The sequence below is a fragment of the Arthrobacter sp. Soil761 genome (assembly GCF_001428325.1).
Lineage (GTDB): Bacteria > Actinomycetota > Actinomycetes > Actinomycetales > Micrococcaceae > Arthrobacter.
In genome coordinates this window covers 337037-361782 of the sequence record NZ_LMSF01000028.1, presented here as the reverse complement: position 1 = coordinate 361782, position 24746 = coordinate 337037, and the positions used below count along the sequence as shown (strand labels likewise).

The 24746-nt window shown below is 65.8% G+C and carries 25 protein-coding genes and 1 pseudogene; 13 read left to right on the top strand and 13 right to left on the bottom strand.

Annotated elements, in window-relative coordinates; all coding sequences use genetic code 11:
• Nucleotides 1–42: 42 nt before the first annotated feature.
• From ASG79_RS16225 to ASG79_RS16215, 3 genes are all read left to right on the top strand, one after another.
• Nucleotides 43–1335, top strand: coding sequence for a PLP-dependent aminotransferase family protein (locus ASG79_RS16225; protein ID WP_056392471.1), 1293 nt, complete (start codon nt 43–45; stop codon nt 1333–1335).
• 43 nt (nt 1336–1378) lie between these two features.
• Nucleotides 1379–1807, top strand: a complete 429-nt coding sequence (locus ASG79_RS16220) for a universal stress protein (protein WP_018769753.1) — start codon at nt 1379–1381, stop codon at nt 1805–1807.
• Between the two features lie 179 nt (nt 1808–1986).
• On the top strand, nt 1987–2322 hold the full coding sequence (locus tag ASG79_RS16215; RefSeq protein ID WP_018769754.1) for a hypothetical protein: 336 nt from the start codon (nt 1987–1989) through the stop codon (nt 2320–2322).
• 4 nt (nt 2323–2326) lie between these two features.
• Here ASG79_RS16215 and ASG79_RS16210 read toward each other — a convergent pair whose 3' ends face one another.
• The 5 genes from ASG79_RS16210 to ASG79_RS16190 form a co-directional block, all read right to left on the bottom strand.
• Nucleotides 2327–2944, bottom strand: coding sequence for a phosphatase PAP2 family protein (locus ASG79_RS16210; RefSeq protein ID WP_026265843.1), 618 nt, complete (start codon nt 2942–2944; stop codon nt 2327–2329).
• Nucleotides 2945–2959: 15 nt separating this feature from the next.
• Nucleotides 2960–4429: a dihydrolipoamide acetyltransferase family protein gene (locus tag ASG79_RS16205; RefSeq protein WP_056392469.1), complete on the bottom strand. Its 1470-nt coding sequence runs from the start codon at nt 4427–4429 to the stop codon at nt 2960–2962.
• Between the two features lie 7 nt (nt 4430–4436).
• Nucleotides 4437–5417, bottom strand: a complete 981-nt coding sequence (locus tag ASG79_RS16200) for an alpha-ketoacid dehydrogenase subunit beta (protein ID WP_018769758.1) — start codon at nt 5415–5417, stop codon at nt 4437–4439.
• A complete protein-coding gene (pdhA, locus tag ASG79_RS16195) occupies nt 5417–6649 on the bottom strand; it encodes a pyruvate dehydrogenase (acetyl-transferring) E1 component subunit alpha (RefSeq protein WP_018769759.1) in 1233 nt (410 codons plus the stop codon). Before pdhA ends, ASG79_RS16200 begins: the two co-directional genes overlap by 1 nt.
• A gap of 150 nt (nt 6650–6799) precedes the next feature.
• Nucleotides 6800–7918 carry a histidinol-phosphate transaminase gene (locus ASG79_RS16190; protein WP_018769760.1) on the bottom strand — a complete coding sequence of 373 codons (1119 nt, stop codon included), beginning with the start codon at nt 7916–7918 and terminating at the stop codon, nt 6800–6802.
• 105 nt (nt 7919–8023) lie between these two features.
• On the opposite strand from ASG79_RS16190, the gene ASG79_RS16185 reads away from it, so the two are divergent.
• Together ASG79_RS16185 and ASG79_RS16180 are read left to right on the top strand one after the other, a co-directional pair.
• The gene (locus tag ASG79_RS16185; RefSeq protein WP_018769761.1) at nt 8024–8449 is read left to right on the top strand and encodes a phage holin family protein; all 426 of its coding nucleotides are present in this window, start codon (nt 8024–8026) and stop codon (nt 8447–8449) included.
• A 195-nt stretch (nt 8450–8644) separates the two neighbouring features.
• Nucleotides 8645–9553, top strand: a complete 909-nt coding sequence (locus ASG79_RS16180) for a hypothetical protein (RefSeq protein ID WP_026265844.1) — start codon at nt 8645–8647, stop codon at nt 9551–9553.
• 31 nt (nt 9554–9584) lie between these two features.
• Here ASG79_RS16180 and ASG79_RS16175 read toward each other — a convergent pair whose 3' ends face one another.
• Both ASG79_RS16175 and ASG79_RS16170 read right to left on the bottom strand, forming a co-directional pair.
• On the bottom strand, nt 9585–10931 hold the full coding sequence (locus tag ASG79_RS16175; RefSeq protein ID WP_223993108.1) for a hypothetical protein: 1347 nt from the start codon (nt 10929–10931) through the stop codon (nt 9585–9587).
• The gene (locus ASG79_RS16170; RefSeq protein WP_056392466.1) at nt 10931–11233 is read right to left on the bottom strand and encodes a hypothetical protein; all 303 of its coding nucleotides are present in this window, start codon (nt 11231–11233) and stop codon (nt 10931–10933) included. Before ASG79_RS16170 ends, ASG79_RS16175 begins: the two co-directional genes overlap by 1 nt.
• A 167-nt stretch (nt 11234–11400) precedes the next feature.
• On the opposite strand from ASG79_RS16170, the gene purB reads away from it, so the two are divergent.
• Nucleotides 11401–12843: an adenylosuccinate lyase gene (purB, locus tag ASG79_RS16165; protein WP_056392462.1), complete on the top strand. Its 1443-nt coding sequence runs from the start codon at nt 11401–11403 to the stop codon at nt 12841–12843.
• A gap of 133 nt (nt 12844–12976) precedes the next feature.
• Complete coding sequence (locus ASG79_RS16160) at nt 12977–13654, top strand: histidine phosphatase family protein (RefSeq protein WP_018769766.1); 678 nt, start codon at nt 12977–12979, stop codon at nt 13652–13654.
• On the opposite strand, the gene ASG79_RS16155 is transcribed toward ASG79_RS16160, so the two are convergent.
• The 3 genes from ASG79_RS16155 to ASG79_RS16145 form a co-directional block, all read right to left on the bottom strand.
• Nucleotides 13651–14643, bottom strand: a complete 993-nt coding sequence (locus tag ASG79_RS16155) for a serine/threonine-protein kinase (RefSeq protein ID WP_056392461.1) — start codon at nt 14641–14643, stop codon at nt 13651–13653. The genes ASG79_RS16160 and ASG79_RS16155 overlap by 4 nt on opposite strands.
• Nucleotides 14640–14960, bottom strand: coding sequence for a hypothetical protein (locus tag ASG79_RS16150; RefSeq protein WP_134164888.1), 321 nt, complete (start codon nt 14958–14960; stop codon nt 14640–14642). Before ASG79_RS16150 ends, ASG79_RS16155 begins: the two co-directional genes overlap by 4 nt.
• A gap of 70 nt (nt 14961–15030) precedes the next feature.
• Complete coding sequence (locus tag ASG79_RS16145) at nt 15031–15546, bottom strand: MarR family winged helix-turn-helix transcriptional regulator (RefSeq protein ID WP_056392459.1); 516 nt, start codon at nt 15544–15546, stop codon at nt 15031–15033.
• A gap of 156 nt (nt 15547–15702) precedes the next feature.
• Here ASG79_RS16145 and ASG79_RS16140 point away from each other — a divergent pair, with 156 nt between their 5' ends.
• From ASG79_RS16140 to ASG79_RS16120, 5 genes are all read left to right on the top strand, one after another.
• A complete protein-coding gene (locus tag ASG79_RS16140; protein WP_018769769.1) occupies nt 15703–16206 on the top strand; it encodes a GNAT family N-acetyltransferase in 504 nt (167 codons plus the stop codon).
• A gap of 77 nt (nt 16207–16283) precedes the next feature.
• Nucleotides 16284–16718 carry an acyl-CoA thioesterase gene (locus tag ASG79_RS16135; protein WP_082581786.1) on the top strand — a complete coding sequence of 145 codons (435 nt, stop codon included), beginning with the start codon at nt 16284–16286 and terminating at the stop codon, nt 16716–16718.
• Nucleotides 16719–16886: 168 nt separating this feature from the next.
• Nucleotides 16887–17963, top strand: coding sequence for an extracellular solute-binding protein (locus tag ASG79_RS16130; RefSeq protein ID WP_026265846.1), 1077 nt, complete (start codon nt 16887–16889; stop codon nt 17961–17963).
• Nucleotides 17964–18008: 45 nt separating this feature from the next.
• Nucleotides 18009–19073: an ABC transporter ATP-binding protein gene (locus tag ASG79_RS16125; protein WP_056392457.1), complete on the top strand. Its 1065-nt coding sequence runs from the start codon at nt 18009–18011 to the stop codon at nt 19071–19073.
• Nucleotides 19070–20890, top strand: coding sequence for an ABC transporter permease (locus ASG79_RS16120; RefSeq protein ID WP_056392455.1), 1821 nt, complete (start codon nt 19070–19072; stop codon nt 20888–20890). The genes ASG79_RS16125 and ASG79_RS16120 overlap by 4 nt, the downstream gene beginning before the upstream one ends.
• Nucleotide 20891: 1 nt before the next feature.
• Here the strand turns inward: ASG79_RS16120 and ASG79_RS16115 are convergent, their stop codons facing one another.
• Nucleotides 20892–21947, bottom strand: a complete 1056-nt coding sequence (locus ASG79_RS16115; protein ID WP_082581785.1) for an FAD-dependent monooxygenase — start codon at nt 21945–21947, stop codon at nt 20892–20894.
• 57 nt (nt 21948–22004) lie between these two features.
• Here ASG79_RS16115 and ASG79_RS16110 point away from each other — a divergent pair, with 57 nt between their 5' ends.
• Nucleotides 22005–22544, top strand: a complete 540-nt coding sequence (locus ASG79_RS16110; protein WP_056392537.1) for a TetR/AcrR family transcriptional regulator — start codon at nt 22005–22007, stop codon at nt 22542–22544.
• A 40-nt stretch (nt 22545–22584) separates the two neighbouring features.
• Here the strand turns inward: ASG79_RS16110 and ASG79_RS16105 are convergent, their stop codons facing one another.
• Nucleotides 22585–23772, bottom strand: a complete 1188-nt coding sequence (locus ASG79_RS16105) for a 4-hydroxybenzoate 3-monooxygenase (protein ID WP_056392449.1) — start codon at nt 23770–23772, stop codon at nt 22585–22587.
• A 113-nt stretch (nt 23773–23885) separates the two neighbouring features.
• Nucleotides 23886–24628, bottom strand: a pseudogene (locus ASG79_RS16100) (IclR family transcriptional regulator).
• Between the last annotated feature and the right edge of the window lie 118 nt (nt 24629–24746).

Sequence of the window (24746 nt, the reverse complement as noted above, 5' to 3'; positions counted from 1 at the left end):
ATATGTTGCTTTTAGAGCAACAACTGGCTGTATCCTGACTCTGTGACCCACGAGACACTTGACACCGCGGCAGGCACGCTGCCGGCGGAAGCCATTGATGCAATCGAGCGGGCGGCAACGTCGGCACACCGGCACGAGGAACTGTTCTCCGAGCGCGCGGCGAACATCCGGCAGTCGGCGGTGAGGGATGTCTTCGACATCTCCATGCGGCCCGGCTTGGTGTCGCTGGCGGGGGGAAGCCCGTACCTGCAGTCGCTCCCCCTGGACCGGCTCGCAGCCACGGCGGCGAAAATCATCGCGGAGGACGGCCTTACCGCCCTCCAGTACGGGGCCGGGCAGGGCACAGCGGAACTCCGGGCACAGATCTGCGATGTCATGGCTGCAGAAGGAATCCTGGATGCCCGTCCGCAGAACGTGGTGATCACCGCAGGTTCCCAGTCCGCCCAGGACGTTGCCACCAAGCTGTTCTGCAATCCGGGCGACGTGGTGCTGGTGGAGGACCCCACCTACGTGGGCGCACTGAACACGTTCGAGGCATACCAGGTCCAGGTGGAGACCGTGGAGATGGACCAGTACGGCCTGGTTCCGGAACTGCTGGAGGCGCGGATCGCCGCCCTGCAGCTGGCGGGCAGGAGCATCAAGTTCCTCTACACCATCCCCAACTTCAACAATCCATCCGGCATCACCCTGGCCAGGGAACGCCGGCAGCAGGTGGTCGATATATGCCGCAGGGCGAATATCCTTGTCCTCGAGGACAACCCTTATGGCCTGCTCCGCTTCGAGGGGGAGCCCTTGGCTCCCTTACGGGCCGCAAACCCAGACGATGTCATCTATTTGGGATCATTCTCCAAGATCTTCGCGCCCGGCCTGCGCATTGGCTGGGCCCTCGTGCCGGAGCACCTGCAGCGCCGCTACTACTTGGCCGCCGAAGCCGTGACGCTCTGCCCGCCCGCCCTGAACCAGATGCTTGTCTCGGCCTACCTGCGCGACTACGACTGGAAGGGACAGATCGAGACCTACCGCCGGCTGTACGCCGAGCGCTGCCGCGCCATGCTGGCCGCCCTCAGGGAATACATGCCCGCGGGAACCACCTGGACCAACCCGCAGGGCGGCTTCTTCGTCTGGGTGACGCTGCCGGAGGGTGTTGATACCTACCCATTGCTGCACAAGGCGATCGATGCCGGCGTCGTGTTTATCCCCGGCGCCGCCTTCACGCCGTCGGACGAACCGTCCAACAAGCTCAGGCTCGCCTTCAGCGCCGTACCACCCGATGCCATCGCCGAGGGAGTGCGCCGGTTGGCGCCGGTGCTGCAGGAAGCCATCGCCGCGCTGTAGCGTAAGCCACACGAGTGCCGAAACCTAGCAAAGGAGCATGCATATGGCTGGAATCATCGTTGTAGGGGTTGACGGCAGCGAGACGGCGAAGAAGGCGGCGCAGTCAGCCAGGGACCTGGCTGCGGCCCTGGGCGCTTCCCTGCACGTCGTGTCCGCCTTCGACAGCGACCGGACCGAGGTGTTCGGCAGCGGCAGCGACCGCTGGATCGTCTCCGACGCGGACGCCGCGGAGCAGGTGGCCCGGACGGTGGCGGAATCGCTGGGCCGCGACATCACGGTGACGTATTCGGCAGCGCGCGGCCGCCCGGCCGACGCCCTCATCAAGGAAGCCATCCGCATGGACGCCAGGATCATCGTGGTGGGCAACCGGCGCATGCACGGCATCGGGCGCGTCCTTGGCAGCGTGGCCAACAGCGTTGCCCACAACGCACCCTGCGACGTGTACATCGCCAACACCTACGACGCCGACTGAACCGTCAGGACCGGCCGCCGGCGTAACGCCGGACACTCCCCGTGGTGGTGCATGTCGCTGCGGGGGGTGTCCGTTCTCACCGGCTGAAACCGGTTTCGCTGCGTTCTCCAACGATAAAATTGGAAAAGGCCCCAAAGGCGTGGACATTGACAAATCCACCCCCATCGAAGGGCTCCCCCTTGATCACCTTGCAGCGCCGGCAGCTCGTTGGCCACGACATCCTCCTGGCCCGCCACGGAAACCACATCTCCTCCATGCGCGTGGACCGGAGCAACGGCAGGGTAGTTGCGCTGCTTGACGACGGCAGCCTGGACAGCGCCCCCAACCTGATCGCGCCGGGACTCGAGCTTCCCCAGACCGTGCGGAGCGTCCTGCGCGAGGACTGGAAGCTGCTGGGCGCCTGGGCCGGGATGGCGGCCCTGATGGGCGGCCTGATGACCGCAGCCGCTGTGGTTCTGGGAACCACAGCTGATCCTGCCCTGCTTGAGGCCCTCACGGCCTACTCCGCGTACTAGGCGTTCAGCCCACCAGCCAGCCCTGGAGCAGCCACCAGATCCCGGCCATCACCACTCCGCCAAAGAGCGAACCTGCCACCACCTGCCCCGGGGTATGCGCCCGCAGGACAACGCGTGACCAGCCCACCGCCGGAACCAGGAGCAGCAGCGGGGCCCAGGCCGCGCCAAGCATCAGCACCAATACGACGGCGGCACAGGACACTGCAGCGGCATGGCCGCTCATTTTCCAGAACGGGCTGACGACTGCCAGCACGGCCACGCCGCCCACCACCGCCAGGACCATGGCGGTCACGCTCTGCGGGGCGTTCACGGTGTCCAGCACCAGCAGCCCCACGGCAATGCAGGCCAGCGCCATCAGCAGCACCGGGGCGCGCTGCCTGCGGTCGCTCACATGATGGTCCGTCACCTTCCCCAGCCTGACCAGCACCAGCAGCACCACAAGCGGAAGCACGCACACAAAGAGGGCCGCCAGCGCCCCGTAACCCATGGTCCCGGGGAATCCTGCCTCCGTCAGGGGGCTGATCAACAGCTGGATGCTCACCACCACCGGCGGCTGGAAGACCTCAGTCAGCCACCTGGCGGTGTGGTTCCTGGCCCGGATTGAGCCGCTGCTTACCGTCACGTCCTGGTCCGGGCCCTAGTCCAGCAGGAGCGCGGGCTCTTCCAGGATGGCTGCGACGTCGGCCATGAAACGTGCGGACAGGTCACCATCCACCACGCGGTGGTCGAAGGATCCTCCCAAGGTGGTGATCCAGCGGGGAATCACCTCACCGTCCAGGACCCAGGGCTTTTGCTTGATGGTTCCGAAAGCAACGATGGCCACCTCGCCCGGGTTGATGATGGGCGTGCCGGTGTCGATGCCCAGGGCACCGATGTTGGTGATGGTGAGCGTGCCGCCCTGCATCTCGGCCGGCTGGGTCTTCCCGGCCCTGGCGGTGGTGGCCAGGTTGTTCAGCGCCAGCGCCAGCTCCTTCAGGGACAGGTCCTGGGCATTCTTGATGTTCGGGACCATCAGGCCGCGCGGGGTTGCGGCGGCAATCCCCAGGTTCATGAAGTGCTTGACATGGATTTCAGCGGTGTCGGAGTCTTCGTTGTCCACCCACGACGCGTTCACGCTGGGGTTCCGGGCCGCGGCCCAGATGACGGCCTTGGCCAGGATGAGCAGCGGCGAGACCTTGATGCCCTCGAAGTCCCGGGAGGCCTTGAGCCGCTTGACGAATTCCATGGTGCGGCTGGCATCCACGTCCACGAAGATGCTGACGTGCGGCGCTGCGAAGGCGGATTCCACCATCGCCTTTGCGGTGGCCTTGCGGACGCCCTTGACCGGAATCCGCTCCACGCGCTGGTCCTGCGGCTTTCCGGCCTTGCCCCAGAAGCCGTCCGCCTTGTCCAGCTCGGCATCGCGCTGAGACTGGTAGCTGACCAGGTCCTCGCGCGTTACTTCACCCCGTGAACCGGTGGCAACAACATCTGCCAGGTCGATGCCCAGGTCACGGGCAATTTTCCGGACGGGCGGCTTGGCCAGGACCCGGTTGACCAGGCCCGTGATGGTACCGCCAAGGGTAGGACGGTTGTCGACGGCCGCGGGTTCGGTGGCGGACACTGCAGCCGGCGTGCCCGGCTGGACAGGTTCAACCTGCGGGGCATTGACCGTCACGGCAGCGGCCGGCGCCGTTTTCCGCGGGCGCCGCTTGACCGCGTCGGCCTTGGGGCCGGACCCCACCAGCGGGCCGGCGGCCGGGGCACTTCCGCCAGCGCCGCCGTCGGCCGTTGTGTCCACTGCCGCATCCTGCGGGAGCTTGCCGTAGAGCGGCTGCACTGGTGCTTCCGGTGCACGGACGTCAGCGGGTGTGGGATCGCCGGACACGTGGTCGCTGACGCTGATGATGGCCGTGCCGACGTCCACGGTCACCCCTTCCCCCACCAGCAGTTCGGTGACCGTCCCGGCGAACGGGGACGGCAGTTCCACGATGGACTTGGCGGTTTCGATCTCGCAGAGGACGTCATTGATGGCGACGGCGTCGCCCGGCTTGACCTTCCAGGAGACGATTTCCGCTTCGGTGAGGCCCTCGCCGACATCGGGCAGGTTGAACTTGTTCAGGGTCATGGTGTCCTCAGTAGGAGAGGGCGCGGTCCAGCGCCTCCAGGATGCGGTCGATGTCCGGAAGGTAGTCTTCCTCCACCTTGGCAACGGGATAGGGCATGTGGAATCCGCCAACGCGGATCACCGGGGCCTCGAGCGAATGGAAGGCACGTTCACTGATGCGGGCGGCGATTTCGCCGCCGATTCCACCGAAGGTGGGCGCCTCGTGCGCCACGATCAGCCGTCCGGTCTTCTGGACGGAGGCGGTGACGGTGTCGAAATCGATCGGCGAGATGGACCGGAGGTCGATGACCTCAACGCTCCTGCCGTCCTCCGCCGCGGCGTTGGCGGCCGCAAGCGCCACGGGAACCAGGGGGCCGTAGGCAACAATGGTGGCATCAGTACCCTCACGCAGCACGTGGGCCTTGAAGGGGTCCTCCGAGGGACCCGGAGCGTCAACGTCGACGTCGCCCTTGAGCCAGTAGCGCCGCTTGGGTTCGAAGATGATCACCGGGTCCTGGCATTCCACGGCCTGCTGGATCATCCAGTAGGCGTCGTGCGGGTTGGAAGGGGTGATGATGCGCAGGCCTGCCGTGTGCGCGAACAGCGCCTCGGGGGACTCGGAGTGGTGCTCCACGGAGCCGATGCCGCCGCCGTACGGGATGCGGATGACGACGGGAACCGTAAGGTTGCCGTGGCTGCGGGCGTGCATCTTGGCCAGCTGGGTGGTGATCTGGTTGAAGCCGGGGAAGACGAAGCCGTCGAACTGGATCTCGCAGACGGGGCTGTAGCCGCGCAGGGCCAGGCCGATGGCGGTGCCGATGATGCCGGATTCGGCCAGCGGGGTGTCCACCACGCGGTCCGGGCCGAACTCGCCGATCAGCCCGTCGGTCACCCGGTACACACCACCCAGGGGACCAATGTCCTCGCCCATCAGCAGCGACTTGGGGTTTGCCGCCAGGGTGGCCCGGAGGCCCTCGTTGATGGCCTTGGCAATGGTCATGGTGGTCATCAGTGGCCTGCCTTTGCTTCCTGCGCGGCGGCTTCTTCCTCGCCGGCGAATCCTGCGCTGTACTCCTCGAACCATGCCAGTTCCTCGGCCACCAGCGGATGCGCCTGGGCATAGACGTTGGCGAAGGCCTGCCGGATGTCCGGGTTTTCAAGATCATGGGCGGTGCGCCGGACATACGCGGCCAGCTCGTCGCCGTCGGCCTTGACCTTGGCGAAGAAGTCGTCGTCCGCCAGGCCTTCGGCACGCAGGTACTTCTCGAGCCGTGTCAGCGGATCCTTGGCCCGCCAGGCGTCTTCTTCCGTCGACGGGCGGTACTTCGTGGGGTCGTCGGCGGTGGTGTGCGCGCCCACCCGGTAGGTGAAGGCCTCGATCAGGACAGGTCCGTTGCCCTGGCGGGCATGCTCCAGGGCCCATTCGGTGACTGCATGCACGGCGATCACGTCGTTGCCGTCCACCCGGATCCCCGGGAAACCATAGCCCTTGGCGCGGTTGGACAGCGGAACCCGGGTCTGGACGTTGGTGGGTACGGAGATGGCCCAGTGGTTGTTCTGGCAGAAGAACACCACCGGCGCCTTGTAGGAGGAGGCGAACACCATGGACTCGTGCACGTCACCTTCCGAGCTGGCGCCGTCACCGAAGTAGGCGATGACGGCGGCGTTCGGCTGCTCGTTGGCCGCATCCGTGGCGGCGGCGAGCTTCTGGTCGCGCTGGATCCCCATCGCGTAGCCCACGGCGTGGAGGGTCTGGGCAGCCAGGACCAGGGTGTACAGGTGGAAGTTGGTGTCCTTGGGGTTCCAGCCGCCGTTGGAAACTCCGCGGAACTGGCGCAGGAGTTCGGCCAGGTCCACGTTGCGGGTCAGCGCGACGCCGTGCTCCCGGTACGTGGGGAAAATGTAGTCCTGCGGCTGGCTGGCACGGCCCGAGCCAATCTGCGCTGCCTCCTGGCCGGTCAACGGTACCCACAGTGCCAGTTGGCCCTGGCGCTGGAGGGCGGTGGCTTCAATATCGAACCGGCGGATAGCGGCCATGTCCCCATACAGCCCACGCAGGTCCTCCGGGGTCAGTTTGTCCGCGTAGCCGCTGAAGACCGGATCGCTGCCGAGCTTCCCGTCGGGGCCGAGCAGCTGCACCATCTGGGCCGCGGGCTCGCCCATGACGGCTTCAGCATCGGCTTCCCGCTGATCGTCTACCGCTGTTCCGTCGAACTCGGTGGAAGGCAGATGAGTGCCCATACCGTCTCCTTGCTTGCCGCATCCGGATGCAATGCAAATGTCGCTGGGATATATGCCTCAAAAGGAATACATTCCCTTTGCGGCATATACATTGGCTTACTGATCCTAACTTTATCTTCGGTAAGTAGCGGGAGGGCTACTTGTTAAGTGCTAGGAAGTTGCCGGTGCCTTTGTATAGTCGGCACACAACTGGAGGAACCGGGTGTTGGCCTCGGGTTCCCCGATACTGACCCGGACGCCCTCCCCGGGGAAGGCCCGCACGGAAAGGGCACGCGTCCCCGCCAGCTCCGCAAAGGCTGAACTTTCAGGACCGAGTGCCAGCCATACGAAGTTGCCCTGGGCATCCGGGACGGCCCATCCGAGCTCCTTCAGGCCGGCGGTTACCCGCGCCCGCTCGTCCACGAGCTTTTGTACCCTTTCCACAACCTGGGCGTAATTCCCAAGGGAAACAATTGCTGCGTCCTCGGCAATTTGGGACACGGCGAACGGGGTGGCGGCAACGCGGAGGTACTGCGTCAGTTCCGGTTGGGAGACGCTGTAGCCCACCCGAAGGCCGGCCAGTCCGTGGGCTTTGGAGAAGGTCCGCAAAACCACCACGTTGGGGTATTTGCGGTAGAGGTCGATCCCCTCAACGGCGTCCTGGGCCCTGACGAACTCCTGGTAGGCCTCGTCGATGACCACCACCACGTCCGCCGGCACGGAACGGATAAAGGCTTCGGTTTCAGCAGCGCCGAGTGCCGGGCCCGTGGGATTGTTGGGCGTGCAGAGAAGGATGACTTTGGTGCGGGCCGTTACTGCAGCCGCCATCGCTTCCAGGTCATGCCGTCCGTCCGCGGTCACGGGGATGCGCACGCTTTCCGCACCTGCCAGGCCCACGCTGATGGGGTACGCCTCAAAGGAACGCCACGCATAGATGACCTCGTCCGCCTTGCCGTCCTCGTTCTGGCCCGCAAAGGCAGCCAGAATCTGGTTCAGTGCGCCCAAACTCCCGGCGCCGGTGACGATGTCCTCGGCGGGCACGCCAAGGAATTCCGCCAGCGCCGCGCGGAGCCTGCTGCTCAGCGGATCCGGGTACCGGTTGAAGTCCCGCTGCCGGGCGATCGCCTCGAGGACGGCCGGAATCGGGGGCAGCGGGTTCTCGTTGGACGACAGCTTGTAGCTGGCCAGCCCGCTGACGGCGGCCGGTGGCTTTCCTGCAGCGTAGCGGGGCAGCCGCTCCAGCACCGGGCGGGGTGCAATGCCGCCTGCCCTGGTCTCAGATGAGGTCATGGCTTCTAGCCTACTTCCAAGCCCCCACGGGAATCGGGGGACCATGCACCGAAATTCAGGGCACGCTGCCGGCCGCACATCAGCACCTTGTGGAAGCATGGTGCCATGGGTTCATTCATCCTCCGGGTCATCGTCAATGCCGCAGCTCTTTGGGTGGCCAGCTGGATCCTGCCGGGCATGGACATCTCCAGCACGGCGGCATCGGATGCCGTGGCCCGCAGCGGTATTTCACAGGACACCGATGCCATCGGGATCGTCCTGGCCTACCTCTTCATCGGCCTCATCTTCGGGGTGGTGAACGCCTTCGTGCGGCCGCTGGTCAGACTCCTGGCGCTTCCCATCACCATCCTGACCCTGGGCCTGTTCGCGATCGTCATCAACGCCGCCATGCTGTACCTGACAGCCTGGATCAGCGGCTACACACCGGTGCACCTCACTATCGATTCCTTCTTCTGGACCGCCGTCCTGGCGGCGATCATCATCTCCCTGGTCTCACTGGTGGCAGGTTTGCTCCCGGGCGGCAGGCGCTGACCCCGGGTCCGGGATCCAGCCTCTAAGTAGGAAGGCGGGCGGAAACAGGTACCCGGCAGGTGCCGTTTCGCCACCCAGCTCCCAAAACAGCAGTACCCGCCACCCATGACCCCTGCCGGACGGGCCGCTTAGGCTGCGAACCGGGGCCTCCAGAGGCCCTGTTGCTGTCAGTTCCGGACCACGGGGGGCCCACGCATGAAGCCCATGAGATTCCTGCTTGCCGCCTGCCTGCTTTTGGCGTGGCAGGCAGGCCCGGCACAAGCAGACGCCGAAACAGGGCCGGCACCGCGGAGCATGACCGCGCTTGGCAACGACATCTCCTGGCCCCAGTGCGGCGCAGACCTCCCCGCACCCCCGGCATTCGCAATCGTGGGCGTCAACGGGGGACGGCCGGACACCGTCAACCCATGCCTGGCTGCCCAACTGGCGTGGGCGGACCAGACGTCGGATGCCGCCGGGGGAACTCCGGCGGCGGTGTACGTGAACACCGCCGCAACAGGACCGGTGGAGTCGGTGTGGTGGCCTGCGAGCAACAACTACCGTGGCATGGACGTCAGCAACCCCTACGGAGTGTGTGACGGCACGGGGGCACCTGCCTGCGCCTACGTGCACGGGTACGCCATGGCCGCCAATGACGTTGCCATCCTGAAGGATTCGGGCGCCGGGGAGCTGCGGCGCATGTGGTGGCTGGATGTTGAAACCGGAAACAGCTGGCTGTGGGACAAGACCGCCAATGCTGCGGAGCTGGAGGGCATGACCGCGTTCCTGGAGGGCACTGGCTTGGACGTGGGGATCTATTCCACCGGTTATCAATTCGGTGAAATTGTGGGGGAAGTGGGCCCCGGCAGCAACCTCTACCGGCTGAGGAACTGGCTGGCGGGTGCGGAATCCACGGACTCTGCCCGCGAATACTGCTCGGCTTCCCCCCTGGCGCCGGGCGGGACCGTCACGCTGACCCAGTTCACCGAAGGCGACCTGGACTACAACTACCGGTGCACAGCCGCCGTGCCGGCGCCGGCCCCGAAGCCCGCCCCGCAGCCGGACCCGCAGGGAAAGACGCGCACCAAGAGGTTCGCGGAAATGCACGCCGCCCAGATCTCCTGAGGCCCTGCCCTGCTTTGGCTGGATGCAAGTTTTACCTGGCACCCGGCTGCGGCCGCCCCGAAAAGGGGTCCCTGCGTTCCCTGGGAAGAGGAGGCGGTGGCGGCTTGGACAGGGAAAACCTGGTGGCAGTGGCAGCACCGCCGGCACCCAGGACCCCGCCCAGCACCGCCGTGGACTGGGCCAGGGACGGGTCCTTGCTGGCGCCCACCAGGCGGGCTGCCTCCTCATAGCCGGTGAGGCGGTGGCCCGGCCCCAGTCCGGCGTCTTCTCCCCCGCGCACGTAGAGGTCGTTGTTCACGGTCACCGTGACCTGGTTCCTGGCATCCCGGTTGTCCAGGCCATCGCTGCCGGGCACCCAGTCCGTGCGGTGTTCCAGGTGAAGAGTGCTGACATCGGGGGGAGGCGTTATGCGCGAAATGGGCGATCCCGCAGTCAGGACGTATTTCATGTCGTACTCCTTGAGGAACTCCTTGTCCGCCGCCAGGTTCATGGCATGGATTCCGCCCTGGCTGTACCCCACCGCAACGACGTCCGCTCCCGGCTCGGCGCCGGCCTCCCGGAGTGCCTGCAGGACTGCGGCATTCACCTGCCGGGAATTGCTGCCCAGGCCGTCGACGATTCCGGCAAGATCGAACGGGTTGGTGCCTTCGTCTTCGTCATGGACCTGGGTTCCCGGAACCACCACCACGTAGGCCTTTCCGCCTCCGTTGTCCACCTCGATGACTTCGATGTAGCCACTGCCGCGCTCCTCCACCAGCCTGACCCGTTCAAGCAGCCCGGCGGGGGTGGCGTCGAGGTCGATGGGCACGCGCTCTTCCTGCCTGGCCGTCACCGGGCCCGGACGCAGCGCGGGGTTGACGCCTTCGACCAGAGACTTGATCAAGGGAAGGGTGGTGACGGCATTGGCCACCAGCATCTCCATGGCATCCCCATTGAGGAATCCCGTCCGCCAGAAGTCCACATGCTTCCGGAGCTCAACGTCCGGATTCGACAGGCCCAGCATCCACTGCGTGTGGGCAATGGATTCGGCCATCTGGTAATCCCACCTGCAGCTCCGTACCTGGCCGCTGATCCGCTGGAGCTCCAGCCGGACCCTGAGGACCGCCTCCCTTGACTCCCCCACGGCAATAAGCGCTGCAGTCCCCGTGGTTCGCGGCTGGTTCTGGTACTCACCAAGCTCCCGCCAGACCGTGAAAAGCTCCGCCTCGATGGCGGCGAGACGGCCAGCGAGTCCATCGAGCTTCGCGGCCCCCGCATCCAGTTCCTCCAGCTGGACGGTGATTCCACCCACGCCACCGGAAATGGTCAGGATGCCGTCCGGGGGCGGTGGTGAAACGTGGATGGGACCTCCTGAACCGGAGGGCGTCACATCGGCCATCAGAACCGGCTGCCCGGCGAGCACTCGGCCGTCAATGCTGCGCTGGCGTGCGCGGCCACCGCGGCAGACGCCTCCCGCACCCGGTCAAGCGCCCTGCGGACCGCCACCGCCTGCAGGCTGACCGAATCGCGGTATGCCTGCCCGGCAGGTGATTCCCAGTTCGCCAACTGGATGTCGTGGAATCCTGCGAGCACCTCTTCCGCCGTGTGACAGCACTGCGCCACCCTTCGCCCCAGTTCCTGGACTTCAAGGCTGACGCCCAGCCCGTTGCCCCATATCCCGTCCGTCAGATCGTTCCCCATGCCAGCTTCCCGTCACGGCCTTCCCGGCCAGATGTTTCGCCATCTCCCTGCTGTGTCCAACGCTAGGCAGGCAGCCCCCGCGGGGTAAGCACCGCCGTCGGCTATGTGGACAAGTAACGTGGCTGCCCGGCTTAAGGCGGTGCCGGACTTCATGAAAGAATCAGCACATGCCTGAAACTGCCGCCACAGCTGATACCCGTACGCCCTCAGGACGCCTGGCCCTCGCCGCGTCATCGGAAAAAATCGCGCTCGGACCCCTGGACGGCCGTTACCAGTCCGCCGTCGCCCCCCTCGTGGACTACCTGTCCGAGGCCGCCCTGAACCGCGACCGGGTGGCTGTGGAAGTTGAATGGCTCATCCACCTGACCAGCAACAACGTCCTGCCGGGAGCCGGTCCCCTCAGCAAGGAGCAGCAGGACCAGCTCCGCGCCATCGTCACCGAATTCGACGCCGCCTCGGTAGCCGAACTCGCAGAGATCGAGGCCGTCACCGTCCATGACGTGAAGGCCGTGGAGTACTACATCGGCCGCCGGCTGCCCGCTATCGGCATCGAAAACCTGACCGCCATGGTCCACTTCGGCTGCACTTCCGAGGACATCAACAACCTTTCCTACGCGCTGGGCATCAAGGGCGCCGTGGAGGATGTGTGGCTGCCCGCCGCCCGCGCCCTGGTGGAACAGATCAGCAGGATGGCGGAAGACAACCGCGCCGTCCCCATGCTGTCCCGGACCCACGGCCAGCCGGCCACGCCCACCACCCTGGGCAAGGAGCTGGCTGTCATCGCGCACCGCCTGACCCGCCAGCTGGACCGGATCGAAAAGACGCAGTACCTGGGCAAGATCAACGGTGCCACGGGCACCTACGCCGCGCACGTGGCCTCCGTCCCGGGCGCTGACTGGCAGCAGGTGTCCCAGACCTTCGTGGAGGGGCTGGGCCTGACCTGGAACCCGCTGACCACGCAGATCGAGAGCCACGACTGGCAGGCAGAGCTCTACGCCGACGTGGCACGCTTCAACCGCATCCTGCACAACGTCTGCACGGATATCTGGAGCTACATCTCCATCGGCTACTTCGCCCAGATTCCGGTGGCCGGCGCGACGGGTTCGTCCACCATGCCGCACAAGGTGAACCCCATCCGCTTCGAGAACGCCGAGGCCAACCTGGAGATCTCCAACGGCCTGCTGGACACGCTGGGCGCGACGCTGGTCACCTCCCGCTGGCAGCGCGACCTGACCGACTCCTCCAGCCAGCGAAACATCGGCGTGGCGTTCGGCCATTCCCTTCTCGCCATCTCCAACGTGGCCAAGGGCCTGGAGCGCCTGGACGTTGCCGGGGACGTGCTGGCGGCGGACCTGGACACCAACTGGGAAGTGCTGGGTGAAGCCATCCAGATGGTCATGCGCGCGGAGGCGATTGCCGGCGTCGAAGGCATGGAGAACCCGTACGAGCGCCTCAAGGACCTCACCCGCGGCCAGCGCGTCGACGCAGCGCGCATGCGCGAGTTCGTTCAGGGACTGGGCCTTTCCCCAGATGCCGAGGCACGCCTCCTTGCCCTTACCCCGGGCAAGTACACGGGCATCGCTGACCAGCTGGTGGACCACCTGAAGTAGGCTCCGCACCAACGCAGAAGATTACGACGGCGGCGCCGGGCTCCCCAGGGCCCGGCGCCTTTCTGCGACCCCGGCGATGTGACGCCCGTTCCGGCCGTACGCCGGCAGCATTCCGGAGTGCGAAACTGGGATCATGAAGTTGCTCCTGATCCGCCACGGCGAAACCCCCGGCAACGTGCTGGGCCAGCTTGATACCGACCATCCCGGCCCTGGGCTGACCGAACTGGGCGAGCGCCAGGCGGAGGCCATGGCGCGGGCCCTGGCCAACGAACGCATCGGGGCCCTCTACGCCTCAACGCTGATCAGGACCCAGATCACCGCCGCCCCGCTGGCGCGGCTGCAGACCCTCGATGTCGAAGTACTGGAAGGGCTGCACGAAATCGAGGCCGGATCGCTGGAGAAGCTCACCGACCACGAATCCCACAAGCGCTACATGGGGACGGTCATCTCCTGGGCCGCCGGGGACCTGGATCTCCGCATGCCGGCGGGTCCGGACGGCCACGCCTTCTTCGAACGGTTTGACGGTGCCATCGCCCGGGTGGTGGAGCGGGCCGAACATCACCAGCACGGCACCGTTGCGGTCGTCAGCCATGGTGCAGCCATCCGCACGTGGGCCGGGTTGCGGGCCGACGGCGTTGACCACGAGTTCGCCGCCCGCCATGTCCTTGCCAATACCGGGATCGTGGCGTTGGAGGGCGACCTGCGTGCCGGCTGGAACCTGATCCATTGGGACGGCAGCCCGGTGGGCGGCCTCGCCCTGGCGGACCCGACCGCCGAGGACCCGACAGGGCGGGACGCGGGCGCCCCCTAGATCTGCTGCCGGTGGCGCCGGGGAGAGAAGATGCGCATTGCCTTGCACGGGACGGCACCCGGCTCCACGCGCTGACTTACACGGCTGCGCTGGTCGTCCCCGCCGGGCCGGCTGTCTTGGGCCTGCACCGGGGCCGCGGGGATCAGCCGTGCTGCCATCCCCGCGGCGCTTGCCGCCGTCGGCCGTTCGACGGGATCCATGGCTGTCAGGGACCGCAGCAGGATGGCCCATTCACCGAGGTGGTCCGGAACATCCGGTGACCGCAGGGTCCTGGCCACAAGGGATTCGATGGCGGTGCCCGGAAACGCCTTGGAGCCGGTGAGAAGCTCCAGCAGGACCAGGCCCATGGCGTACACATCCCAGGAGGGGTCAGCCGTGCCGCCGGAGGCCTGCTCGGGGCTCATGTAATGCACGGTGCCGGAGGAAATTCCGGGCTCGGGAGCCGACCCCGCCGCGGCGGCGATTCCAAAATCGATGATCCGGACCGGACTCCTGCGCAGCCCGCTCAGCATCAGGTTGGCAGGCTTGATGTCCCGGTGCACAAGCCCGCTGGAGTGAAGGTGCGCCAGTGCACGGAAGAAACCCTGTGCCCAGAGTGCAACATCCCCGGGCCCCGGATTCTGCAGCCGGATGGTTTCGGCCAAGCTCGCGCCCAACGCAAGTTCCTCCACCAGAAAGGGGCGCCCGGAATGGCGCCCGCCGTCGGGCATGACGCCCTGGGCCAGCAGCCGCACGATGGACGGGTGGTTGAGCCCCGCCAGCACGCTTGCTTCATTGCGGATGCGCTGGTGCTGCTTCCGGCCGTTGACTGCCGCGATCTTGACTGCGGCATCAGGACCGCCCTCCAGGTCAACCGCACGGAAGACTTCGGCAGCGGACCCGCGGCCCAGGCGTTCCCTGAGCTGGTAGCGCCCGGCAATGAGACCGTCCGGGCCAGGTTTCTGCGGGCTGAGCGGCAGTACAGGCGCTGCCGTCCCGGCGATGCTCATGCTGAAAGGGCAGCAGAGGTGTGCGTGGCGCGGACATCGGCCGGCTGCCAGGCATCCAGCTGGAATCCGCAGGCGCAGCGCCACACGGGCGGAAGCTCCGTACCCCCTGCGTCGGCCGGCGTGAAGGTGTAGCTGGCGCGGTGCCATCCCACAGCCGGCGTCACGAGCTGCATGGCGGCACCACAGTGGACTGCCGGATCTCCCTGCGGCGCAGTGGTGCCGTCCAAGGTGGATTCCAGCAGGTCGCTTGTCAGGACCGCCCCGGCCAAGCGGGGTTCAGGCGGTGAAACTTCGGTGAAAGTAACCAACACACTCACGACTCCGTTGGGAAGCAACTTTGGGAACAATCGTAAGCTTACATATAACTAGTTGATCTAGCTAGTCCAGCTAGTGAATTTTCCGGTCCTTGCCTTCGGGCGCCTGGAGCGCGTCCGTCATCCGCTGGAGGAAATCGACCACGACCCGGGCCTCCTCCGCGGTCAGGCCTTCCGCCACCTGCATCATGCGCCGGTGCATGGCGCCGAGCGTCTCGCGGACCTCCTTGTCCGATTCAACGGTGGGGATGACCACCACGGACCGGCGGTCCGAGGGATGCGCCTCGCGGCGAACGTGGCCGCTGGCCACCAGCCGGTCGATCAGCGAGGTTGTGGAAGCGCTAGTAATATTGAGGAACTGGCTCAGGTCCTTGGGGACAACCTGCTTGCCTGAGGCCTGCACACGCAGCAGATACCGCAGCGCGAGAATGTCGGTTTCCCCCATGCCCATGGAGTCCCTGGTGGTGCGGCGGATTTCGGTTTCGGCCGCGCGGTAGTCGCGGAGCGACTTCAGCACCGCAGCACTGTAGTCCAGCTGCCCGTCGGGCCCGTACCAGTAGCCGGATCCCTCGTTGCCCATAGAAGCCATGGATTTATTTTAGACCAGCTGGTAACTAGGCTGCCAAGTAACCTGCCCAGCCGCGTCAACATCCGCGTTATCCAGGTGCTTACCGCCAGGAAACACCTGTGTAACTCCCCGCGCCTAGCCTTATCAGGCATACCCCTCCGGCGAATCGAGGCAGATATGCAGACCAACCCCAGGCTGAACATCCGGCAGGTCCCCTGGTCCAACCCCGTGGGCGCCGACCTCCGCCGCGCCCAGCAGGCCGAACTTGACGCCCGCTTTGGCCGGCCCGACCACGAACCCGGCCCGCCGCCGTCGGGCGCCGACTGTGCGGTGTTCCTGGTGGCGTACGACAAGGGTTCGGGGCAGCCTGTGGGCTGCGGGGGGCTGCGGCTCCTGGACGGATCGACGGCGGAAATCAAGCGCCTCTACGTACTGCCGTACACGCGGGGATCCGGGGTGGCCAGCTCCATCCTGGCGGCCCTGGAAGCGGAGGCCTTCAGGCAGGGCATTACCCGCATCAAGGCAGAGGCGGGGTCCGCGCAGCCGGACGGCCGGAACTTCTACGAGAATTCGGGATTCGAGGCCATCCCGAACTTCGGGCCCTACGTCGGGGTGGAACACTCGTACTGCTACGCCAAGAGCATCAATGCCCGCAGCGCGGCGCAAACCGCCATGGCCTAGCTGTAGAGCCTATGGCGCCGGTGCCGGCGCGCCGTCACACTGTAAGGGCGCACCGCCCCGTCGGCTAATCTCAGCCTATGGAAACAGCGGACATCACCTTCCGGACCCGCAAGTGGGTGCGGCCCGAGGACCTCAACGCCAACGGGACGCTCTTCGGCGGCAGCCTGCTGAAATGGATTGACGAAGAGGCCGCCATCTATGCCATCCTCCAGCTGGGAAACGGCCGCGCCGTCACCAAGTACATTTCGGAGATCAACTTCGTCAGCTCGGCCGTCCAGGGCGACCTCATCGAGATGGGCCTCACGGCCACCCGGTTTGGCCGGACCTCCCTCACCATGCGCGCCGAGGTCCGCAACATGATCACGCGGCAAAGCATCCTCACCATCGAGGAGATCGTGTTCGTGAACCTGAACCAGGACGGCAAGCCCGAGCCGCACGGCTACACGGAGATCACCTACGACCGGGACCGGATTCCCACGCGCCACCTCAGCGGTACCACGGTCAAGGACTAACGTTCGCCCCCGGTTCACGCCGCGGGCCCCCAGAGTTTCCCCATCTGGTCCAAAGTGGACAGCCGGGCTGTTTATCGAATCGATAGGTATAACAGCCCGGTTTTTGTCATGCACGGCTATAGGCTGTGCGGACATGCTCCGATTCCAGTCCAGAAATGAGTCCTGATCGTGCGTAAATTGCAGACTTTGGTTGCCGCCGCCGTCGCCGTCACCCTCCTCGCCGGATGCGGTGGTGGATCGAACCCACCAACTTCAACGGGGGAAGCTTCCAAAGCTCCGCAAGGTGCGTCCGGGGACACCCTGGTTGTCTACACCAACTCCAACGGTGAAGGCCGGGGTGACTGGCTGGCCGCCAAGGCGGCCGAGGCCGGATTCAAGATTGAGATCGTGGGGGCCGGCGGCGCTGATGCCACCAATAAACTCATTGCCGAGAAGAACAACCCGATCGCGGACGTCGCATTCGGCTTGAACAACATGTACTTCTCGCAGATCAAGAACGAGGGCGCATTGGAGGCCTATCAGCCGGCGTGGGCAGGTGACGTGGACAAGGGACTCGGTGACGGCGAGACGTACTGGCCCCTCGTGAAGCAGGCGATCCTCCTTGGCTACAACTCTGACAAGTTCGCCAAGGATGCAGCACCGAAGGACTGGACTGACCTGTGGGCCAAGGATGAGTTCAAGAGCCGCTATGAAAGGGTCACCGGCCTGGGCACCGCCACAGCCCAGCTGGTCTTTGCCGGCATCCTCTCGCGCTACCGGGACGACTCAGGGGATTTGGGAATCTCCGATGACGGTTGGAAGCAGGTTGAGCAGTACTTCAAGAACGGAAGTCCCGCCGTGGCGAAAACCGACCTGTTCGCCCGCATCGCATCCGGTGAAGTGGACATGGGGCAGATGCCGTCCTCGATCATTGCCGACCGCGAAAAGTCCTTCAAGGTGAACGTCGACACGGTGATCCCTGCGGTTGGCGTCCCGCTGGCGGTAGAGCAGATCGCGCTGGTGAAGGGGACCAAGAAAAAGGACCAGGCGCAGAAGTTCATCGACTGGTTTGGCAGCGCCGAGGTCCAAGGCGAGTTCGCCCAGAAGTTCAACTCCATGCCGGTCAACAAGGGCGCCCAGGCAAAGGCCAATCCCGAGGTGGTGGGCTTCTTCGCGGATCTTAAGCAGCAGGACATCGACTGGGACTTCGTCCAGAAGAACATGGGTGCCTGGGTGGAGAAGATCGAGCTCGAGTACATGACGTAACCGTCCTGCCAGTCACCGTTCCGCTTTCCATCAGACAGGTATGCCATGATCCGCTTGGAAAACATCGAAGTTACCTTTGGCGATTTCACCGCCATTCCGCAGCTGGACCTGCATGTGCGCCCCGGCGAGTTCTTCACCCTCCTGGGGCCCTCGGGCTGTGGAAAGACGACGGCGCTGCGCACCTTGGCCGGCTTCATCCAGCCGGCCAAGGGTACGGTCCGGGTGGATGGAAAGGACGTGACCCGGCTTCCCAGCGACAAGCGGCAGGTGGGCATGGTGTTCCAGAATTACGCCCTGTTCCCCAGCATGAGCGTGTGGGAAAACATCGCCTTCGGGCTCCGTGTCCGGAAAGAAAAACCTGCCGAGAGCGACCGACTTGTGCGGGATATCGCGCGGCGCGTTGAGCTCAGCGATGAGCAGCTGGCGAAGAACGTGGCGGAGCTGTCCGGTGGCCAGCAGCAGCGCGTTGCCGTGGCCCGCGCCCTGGTGCTGCGGCCCAAGATCCTGCTGCTCGATGAGCCGCTGTCGAATCTCGATGCCAAGCTCCGCCACCAGTTGCGCCAGCAGCTCAAGGACCTGCAGAGTGAATTTGGCATCACCACCGTCTATGTCACTCACGACCAGGATGAGGCACTCGCCATGAGTGACCGCGTCGCGGTGTTCAACAAGGGCGTCATCGAGCAAGTGGGGACACCCCAGGACATCTATGACCATGCCGCCACGGAGTTCGTCTGTAACTTCATCGGCGACAGCTCAACCCTGACTCTGGACTTTGTCTCCGAGGTGAACCAACTTTCGGGGGCCGGCCTCAGCACCGACGCCAGATCCTACCTCCGCGTGGAAAAGGCTTCACTGGACCGGCCCTCCGGCGGAGGCACCGCCGTCGGGCTTCCGGCCACTGTGGTCTCCCGCACCTATCATGGCCTCCACAGCCGCTACGTTGTGCGCAGCCACGGCGCGGACATCCGCCTCCTTGTCAGGGAGAACGGAGGCACGCACCCGGAGGCCGGCACGAACACCACCGTCTATGTCCAGCCTGAACACATCCTCCAGTACCATCCGGAAACCGGTGTGTCGCTGCGCCGGGACCGGGCGGTTGCCCTGCCATGAGCGCCAACGCCACTGTGCGCAGCATGGGCCGTTCACCCTTCGTCCTGGTGGTGGGCGTCGTCCTCACCTGGTTCATCACCGCGTTTTTGGTCTGGCCCAACGTCAATATCCTGATTGCCACCTTCTTTCCTGACGGCAGCTTCTCGGGGCGCGCCGCGGAGAAGCTGTTCTCGTCGCAGCGGGCCATGAAGGCACTCGGCAACAGCTTCCTCCTGGCCGTGGCCCTTTCCGTCACCGTCAACGTGGTGGGGGTCTTCATCGTGCTGGTGACGCACTATTTCCGGATCCGCGGCTCGCGCATCCTCTTCCTTGGCTACGCCTCCACCTTCATCTATGGCGGCATCGTGCTGGCTGCGGGATACAAATTCATTTATGGGGACAAGGGCATCGTCACCTCGCTGCTGGTCAAGCTGATCCCCGGAATGGACCCGGGATGGTTCTCCGGGTTTTTCGCCGTCCTGGTGGTCATGACCTTTGCCACCACCACCAACCACATGCTCTTCGTGGCCAACGCACTCAAGGGGATCGACTACCAAACCATCGAGGCCGCCCGGAACCTTGGCGCATCCCCCTGGACGATTCTTCGGCGCATCGTCCTGCCAATGCTCAAGCCCACGCTGTTCGCCGTCACCATCCTGTCGTTTCTGACCGGGCTGGGGGCTTTGAGCGCACCGCAGGTGCTGGGCGGCCGCGAATTCCAGACCATTACCCCGATGATCCTGACCTTCACCAACAGCCCCACGTCCAGGGACCTGGCAGCGCTGCTGGCAGTGATCCTGGGCCTGGCCACCATGCTGATGCTCGCCGTCATGTCCCGGCTTGAGAAGGGCGGCACCTACTTCTCGGTGTCCAAGGTGTCCTCCGAGCTGCAGAAGCAGGACATCACCAACCCCGCAGCCAACATGGCCGTCCACGCCGTGGCATATCTCCTCTTTGCCATCTACACGCTCCCGGTGGCCCTGATCGTGCTCTACTCGTTTGCCGACGGCGTGGCCATCCAGACGGGGCAGCTGTCGCCGGCCAACCTCACGCTGGACAACTACGTGCGCGTCCTCACCCAGCAGTCCGGGCTCCGTCCATTTGTCGTCAGTGTTGTGTACAGCGCCTCGGCGGCCGTTATTGCCGTCGGCGGACTGCTCTTCGTGGCCCGGCTGCTGCAGAAATACAAAAACTGGGTGGCCTCGGCCTTCGAGTACCTGCTGCACATTCCCTGGATCCTGCCGTCTGCGCTGCTGGCTTTGGGCCTGATCGTCAGCTACGACCACCCCAGCCCGCTGGTGGGCGGTGCCGTGCTCACCGGAACAACGGTGATCCTGCTCATCGCATTCGTCACGGTGAAGATTCCGTTCACCCTCCGGATGCTCAAAGCGTCCTTTGCCTCCGTGAATTCATCGCTGGAGGAGGCTGCATCCATCATGGGAGCCAAGACGCTGTACGTCTTTCGGCGCATCCTCCTGCCGTTGGTTCTCCCGGCGGCAGCAGCCATAACCGCCCTGAACTTCAACAGCCTGTTGGACGACTATGACACAGCCATCTTCCTGGCCCACCCGCTGGTACAGCCGCTGGGCCTGGTGATCAAGGCCAACACCGATGGCGCAGAAGGCACCGAGGGTATTGCCAACACGTTCGTCTACACGGTGCTCCTCATGATCATCACCGGCGTGACGATGTACCTGGTCTACGGCAGGTCGGGGCGGAGGCGGACCAGGAAACGACTGCCCGCGGTACCGCCCGTCCAGCAGGCTCCTGGAGGACTCCCCGGCGCCCAGGCCCCCGGCGGGGACGACGCAACACGGCCTGCCGCGGCCGTGCGCTGAATCACCTGCCGGAACTGCTGCCGACGGCGGCGCGTTTGTTGCGCCGCCGGGCCAGGTTGAGCAGGCCGTCACGCAGCGGCTGGCCGCGTTCGGTGAGCGCGACGCGGCCCAGCGCCGAGGACGCCAGGCTCACCGCGCGGGTCCGGAACCTCCGCTGCCGGTCGTAGGCGCGCAGTGCCTGGTCTTCGGGCAGCGTGTTAAGCAGGTCTGCAAGTGTCACCGCGTCAACCAGCGACTCGCAGGCGCCGCGGCCAAGTGTGGGCATCATGGCATGGGCCGCATCACCGATGAGCGCAATCCTGCAACTGACGTAGGAGCCCAGGCGCGGAACCGTCCACAGGCGCTGGACCAGGCATTCCTCCGGCGTGGCTGCAGCAAGGGCGCGCCGGATGGCAGGTGCGTGGCCCGCATAGCGCTCCCGGGCCTGTTCCAGCGCTGACGGAACGTCGATCCCGTAGGGGCCAAGTCCGGACCGGTAACTGGCGTACCAGAAGGATCCGCCCCGGGCGGCGGCCATGCCGAACAGGTCCCCGCGGCCCCAGTACTCGCCCACCTCGTCCGGGGCAACTGGAGTAGGCAGGGTCCCGCGGAGGGCGAGGTAGGGCGTCAGACGTGCGTCCGCGCCGGGACCCCAGGCCGTGCTGCGGACAACGCTGTGGACGCCATCGGCGCCAACCACCAGTCCCCCGTCCGCGGGCAGCCCCCGTATCTGGCTGGTGGCCCGGCGGACGCTCCCCGGGACGGCCGTGTCCAGGAGCCGCAGCAGGTCGGTCCGGGAAATGCCGAACATTTCCCCGGCATCGACCGTAACCCAGGGCTCCCCCTGGGCGTTACGTACCGACCCGCTCCCGAGCACCGGGCTCACCGCCCGCGCCCGGTCCAGTATCCCCAGCCGGGCCAGGGCGCGTTGGGCGTTGGGCCACATCCCGAGAGCGTTGCCGACGGCGGGCAGTTCCGGACGCTTCTCGTACACCGTCACGTGGAAGCGGTTGGGGTCCAACGCCGCCGCGAGGGCAAGCCCGGAGATGCCCCCGCCCACGATGGTGATCGTCTCCATACCCAGGATTCTACTACTTTTGTAGTGAATTGAAAGGAGTCCCACTAGACTGTGGCCATGCGCGACAGACGTACCCAGCTCCTTGATGCCGCGCTGTCCGTGGTGGCAAACAAGGGGCTGAAAGGCCTCACGCACCGGGCCGTGGATGCCGCCGCCGACGTGTCCGAAGGCACGACGTCAAACTATTACCGCAACCGGTCAGCACTGGTGGAAGGCGTCCTGGACCGTTTGCTGCAGCTGGACGCAGAGCTCCTGCAGCACGTTGGCCCGGCCGGTCCCCCACGGGACGTCGACCAGCTGGCCGGGCAACTGGCCGCGATGGTTCTCGCGCTGGCCCGGCAGCATGCCGGCCTCACCAGGGCCCGGCTGGCCCTGTCCCTGGACCATCCGGAGGCGGTGACCGGCGGGCACCACCTGCTGGTGGGCGGGCTGGAACAGGCTCTTGCAGCCCTGGGGGTGGCTGACGCAGCAGCACGCGCCCGGGATATCGCGGACTACGGCGACGGGGTGCTGTTGCACCTGCTTACCGTCAGGCGCGACGAGCAGCCTGACGCTGCCGCCATCGCGGCGGCCGTCCGGCGACTGGCAGGCCCCTGAACCCACCCCGGCCGACCGCCGTCGTCCTTCTCCCGCGGCTTTAGGCGCCGCCGGGCCAGCCCGTGTAGGCTTCGGCCAGGTAAGCCATGCCGTGGCGGGAGGAGACCACCGAGTTCAGCTCGCCGAGCTGGCGCGCGCGGGAGAAATCGTCCGCGTCGGCGGGGGTGTGCAGCATGGTGGTCATCCAGTACGAGAACTGCTGCGCCTTCCAGACACGCTCCAGGGCCCGGTCGCTGTAGGTTTCCAGCAGGCGGCCGGAACCGGAGTTGTAGTGGCTGTCCAGCCCCTCGAAGAGGACCTGGACGTCGTTGATGGCAAGGTTCAGGCCCTTGGCACCGGTGGGCGGCACGGTGTGCGCGGCGTCGCCGGCGAGGAAGAGGTTGCCGTGGCGCATGGGGGTGTGGACGAAGCTGCGGAACGGCAGCACCATCTTTTCCAGGACGGGCCCTTCCTTGAGCTCGAAGCCGTTGCCGTTGACGCGGCTCCGGAATTCGGCCCAGATCCTCTCGTCGTCCCAGTCGGCCACGTTCTCCTTGGGGTCGCACTGGAAATACATCCGCTGGACTGTCTCCGTACGCTGGCTGATCAGGGCGAATCCGTTGGCCGAGTTGGCGTAGATCAGTTCACCGGAGCTGCGCGGGGCCTCGGCCAGGATGCCGAACCAGGCGAAGGGGTACTCGTGGAAGTACCACTTGCGGTGGGCATCCGGGATCTGGAACCGGCAGTGGCTTCGGGAGCCGTCGGCACCCACCAGGAAATCCGCCTGGATCTCGAACTCAACGCCTTCGGAGTCGGTAAACCGGACTTTCGGGCTGCCCTCCAGGTCATGGACAGTGGTGTCGGTGACGCTGTAGCGGACGTCGCCGCCGTCGTCCTTCCTCCGCGCGGCGAGGTCCAGGAAGACGTCCGTCTGCGGGTACAGCCAGACGGACTCGCCCACGAGGTCCTTGAAGTCGATGCGGTGGCTCTCGCCGTTGAACCGCAGTTCGATGCCATCGTGCCGGTCGCCCTCGCGCAGCACACGGTCCGAGACACCGCTGTCCACCAGCAGGTTGACCGTCCCGTGCTCCAGGATGCCGGCGCGGACGGTGTGGGCAATCTCCTCGTGGCTGCGGACCTCGATGACCGTTGACTCGATGCCTGCCTTCGCCAGGAGATGGGACAGCATCAGCCCTGCCGGGCCGCCTCCCATGATGGCCACCTGGGTGGTGATGGTTTTTCGTGCCATGACTGCGTCTCGCTTCGTTGCGGGTCCCGCCACGGGCGGCACCGGATCGGTTTGTCTGCCATCAGTGTGGGGGAAGCCGGGTGACCGGCGTTACAGAAATTCCGTTGAATGGTTCAGGCGTCCGCAAGTTGCCGGGCAATGCCCCGGGCGGCCGTTTGCAGTGCCGGAACCAGTGCCTGCAGGCGCATCTCCTGCAGGGGCACCACGACGCCCAGTGAGGCTACGGCCCGCTGCCGGCGGTCCAGCACGGGCACCGCGATCCCCCAGGTGCCCGCATCCACCACGCCTTTCAGTTGCGCAAAGCCCTGATGGGCGGTCTCTGCCAGCAGCGCCCGGACGTCGGCCGCAGCCAGCCTTCCTTCGGGATCGGTGAACTGGCCCAGGTACTCCTGCTGCATGGCCTTGTCCTGGTGGGCCATCAGCGCCAGTCCGGCGGACGAGATATGGATGGGCATCCTGCCCGCTACCTGCGCCCGGTTGGCCACCGAGCCCCGGCGGGACAGCCGTTCCACAAAGAGCGCCTCCCAGCCATCCAGCACCGCGAGGTTCACGTTTTGGTTCAGGACCTGCTGGATGTCCTCCAGAAGGGCATGGCTGCCTGCCGGAGCGCCAGCGCCGGCGAGGCACGGTTCACCAGTTCCCACAGCCTGAGTCCAGGCCGCACCATCCCGCCGGGAGCAGTCTCCAGCAGTCCGTGACCTGCCAGCTGGCCCACCAGCCGGTGGGTGGTGGTCAGCGGAAGGCCTGCCCGCCCGGCAAGGTCAGACAACTGGAGGGCATTGACATCCTGGGGAAACGCGGAGATCAGCCGCACGATCCGGTCCACCACGGAATCGCCGGACGGGGAGTTGGCCAGCGTGAACACCTGCTTCCATTGAATGGGAAAAGTTGTCCCAGATTACACCCGATAGTGATACAAACCTCACTGGGGATGTGGGCAATGCTGCCCACCCACTGCCGGCAAAGCAGACTGC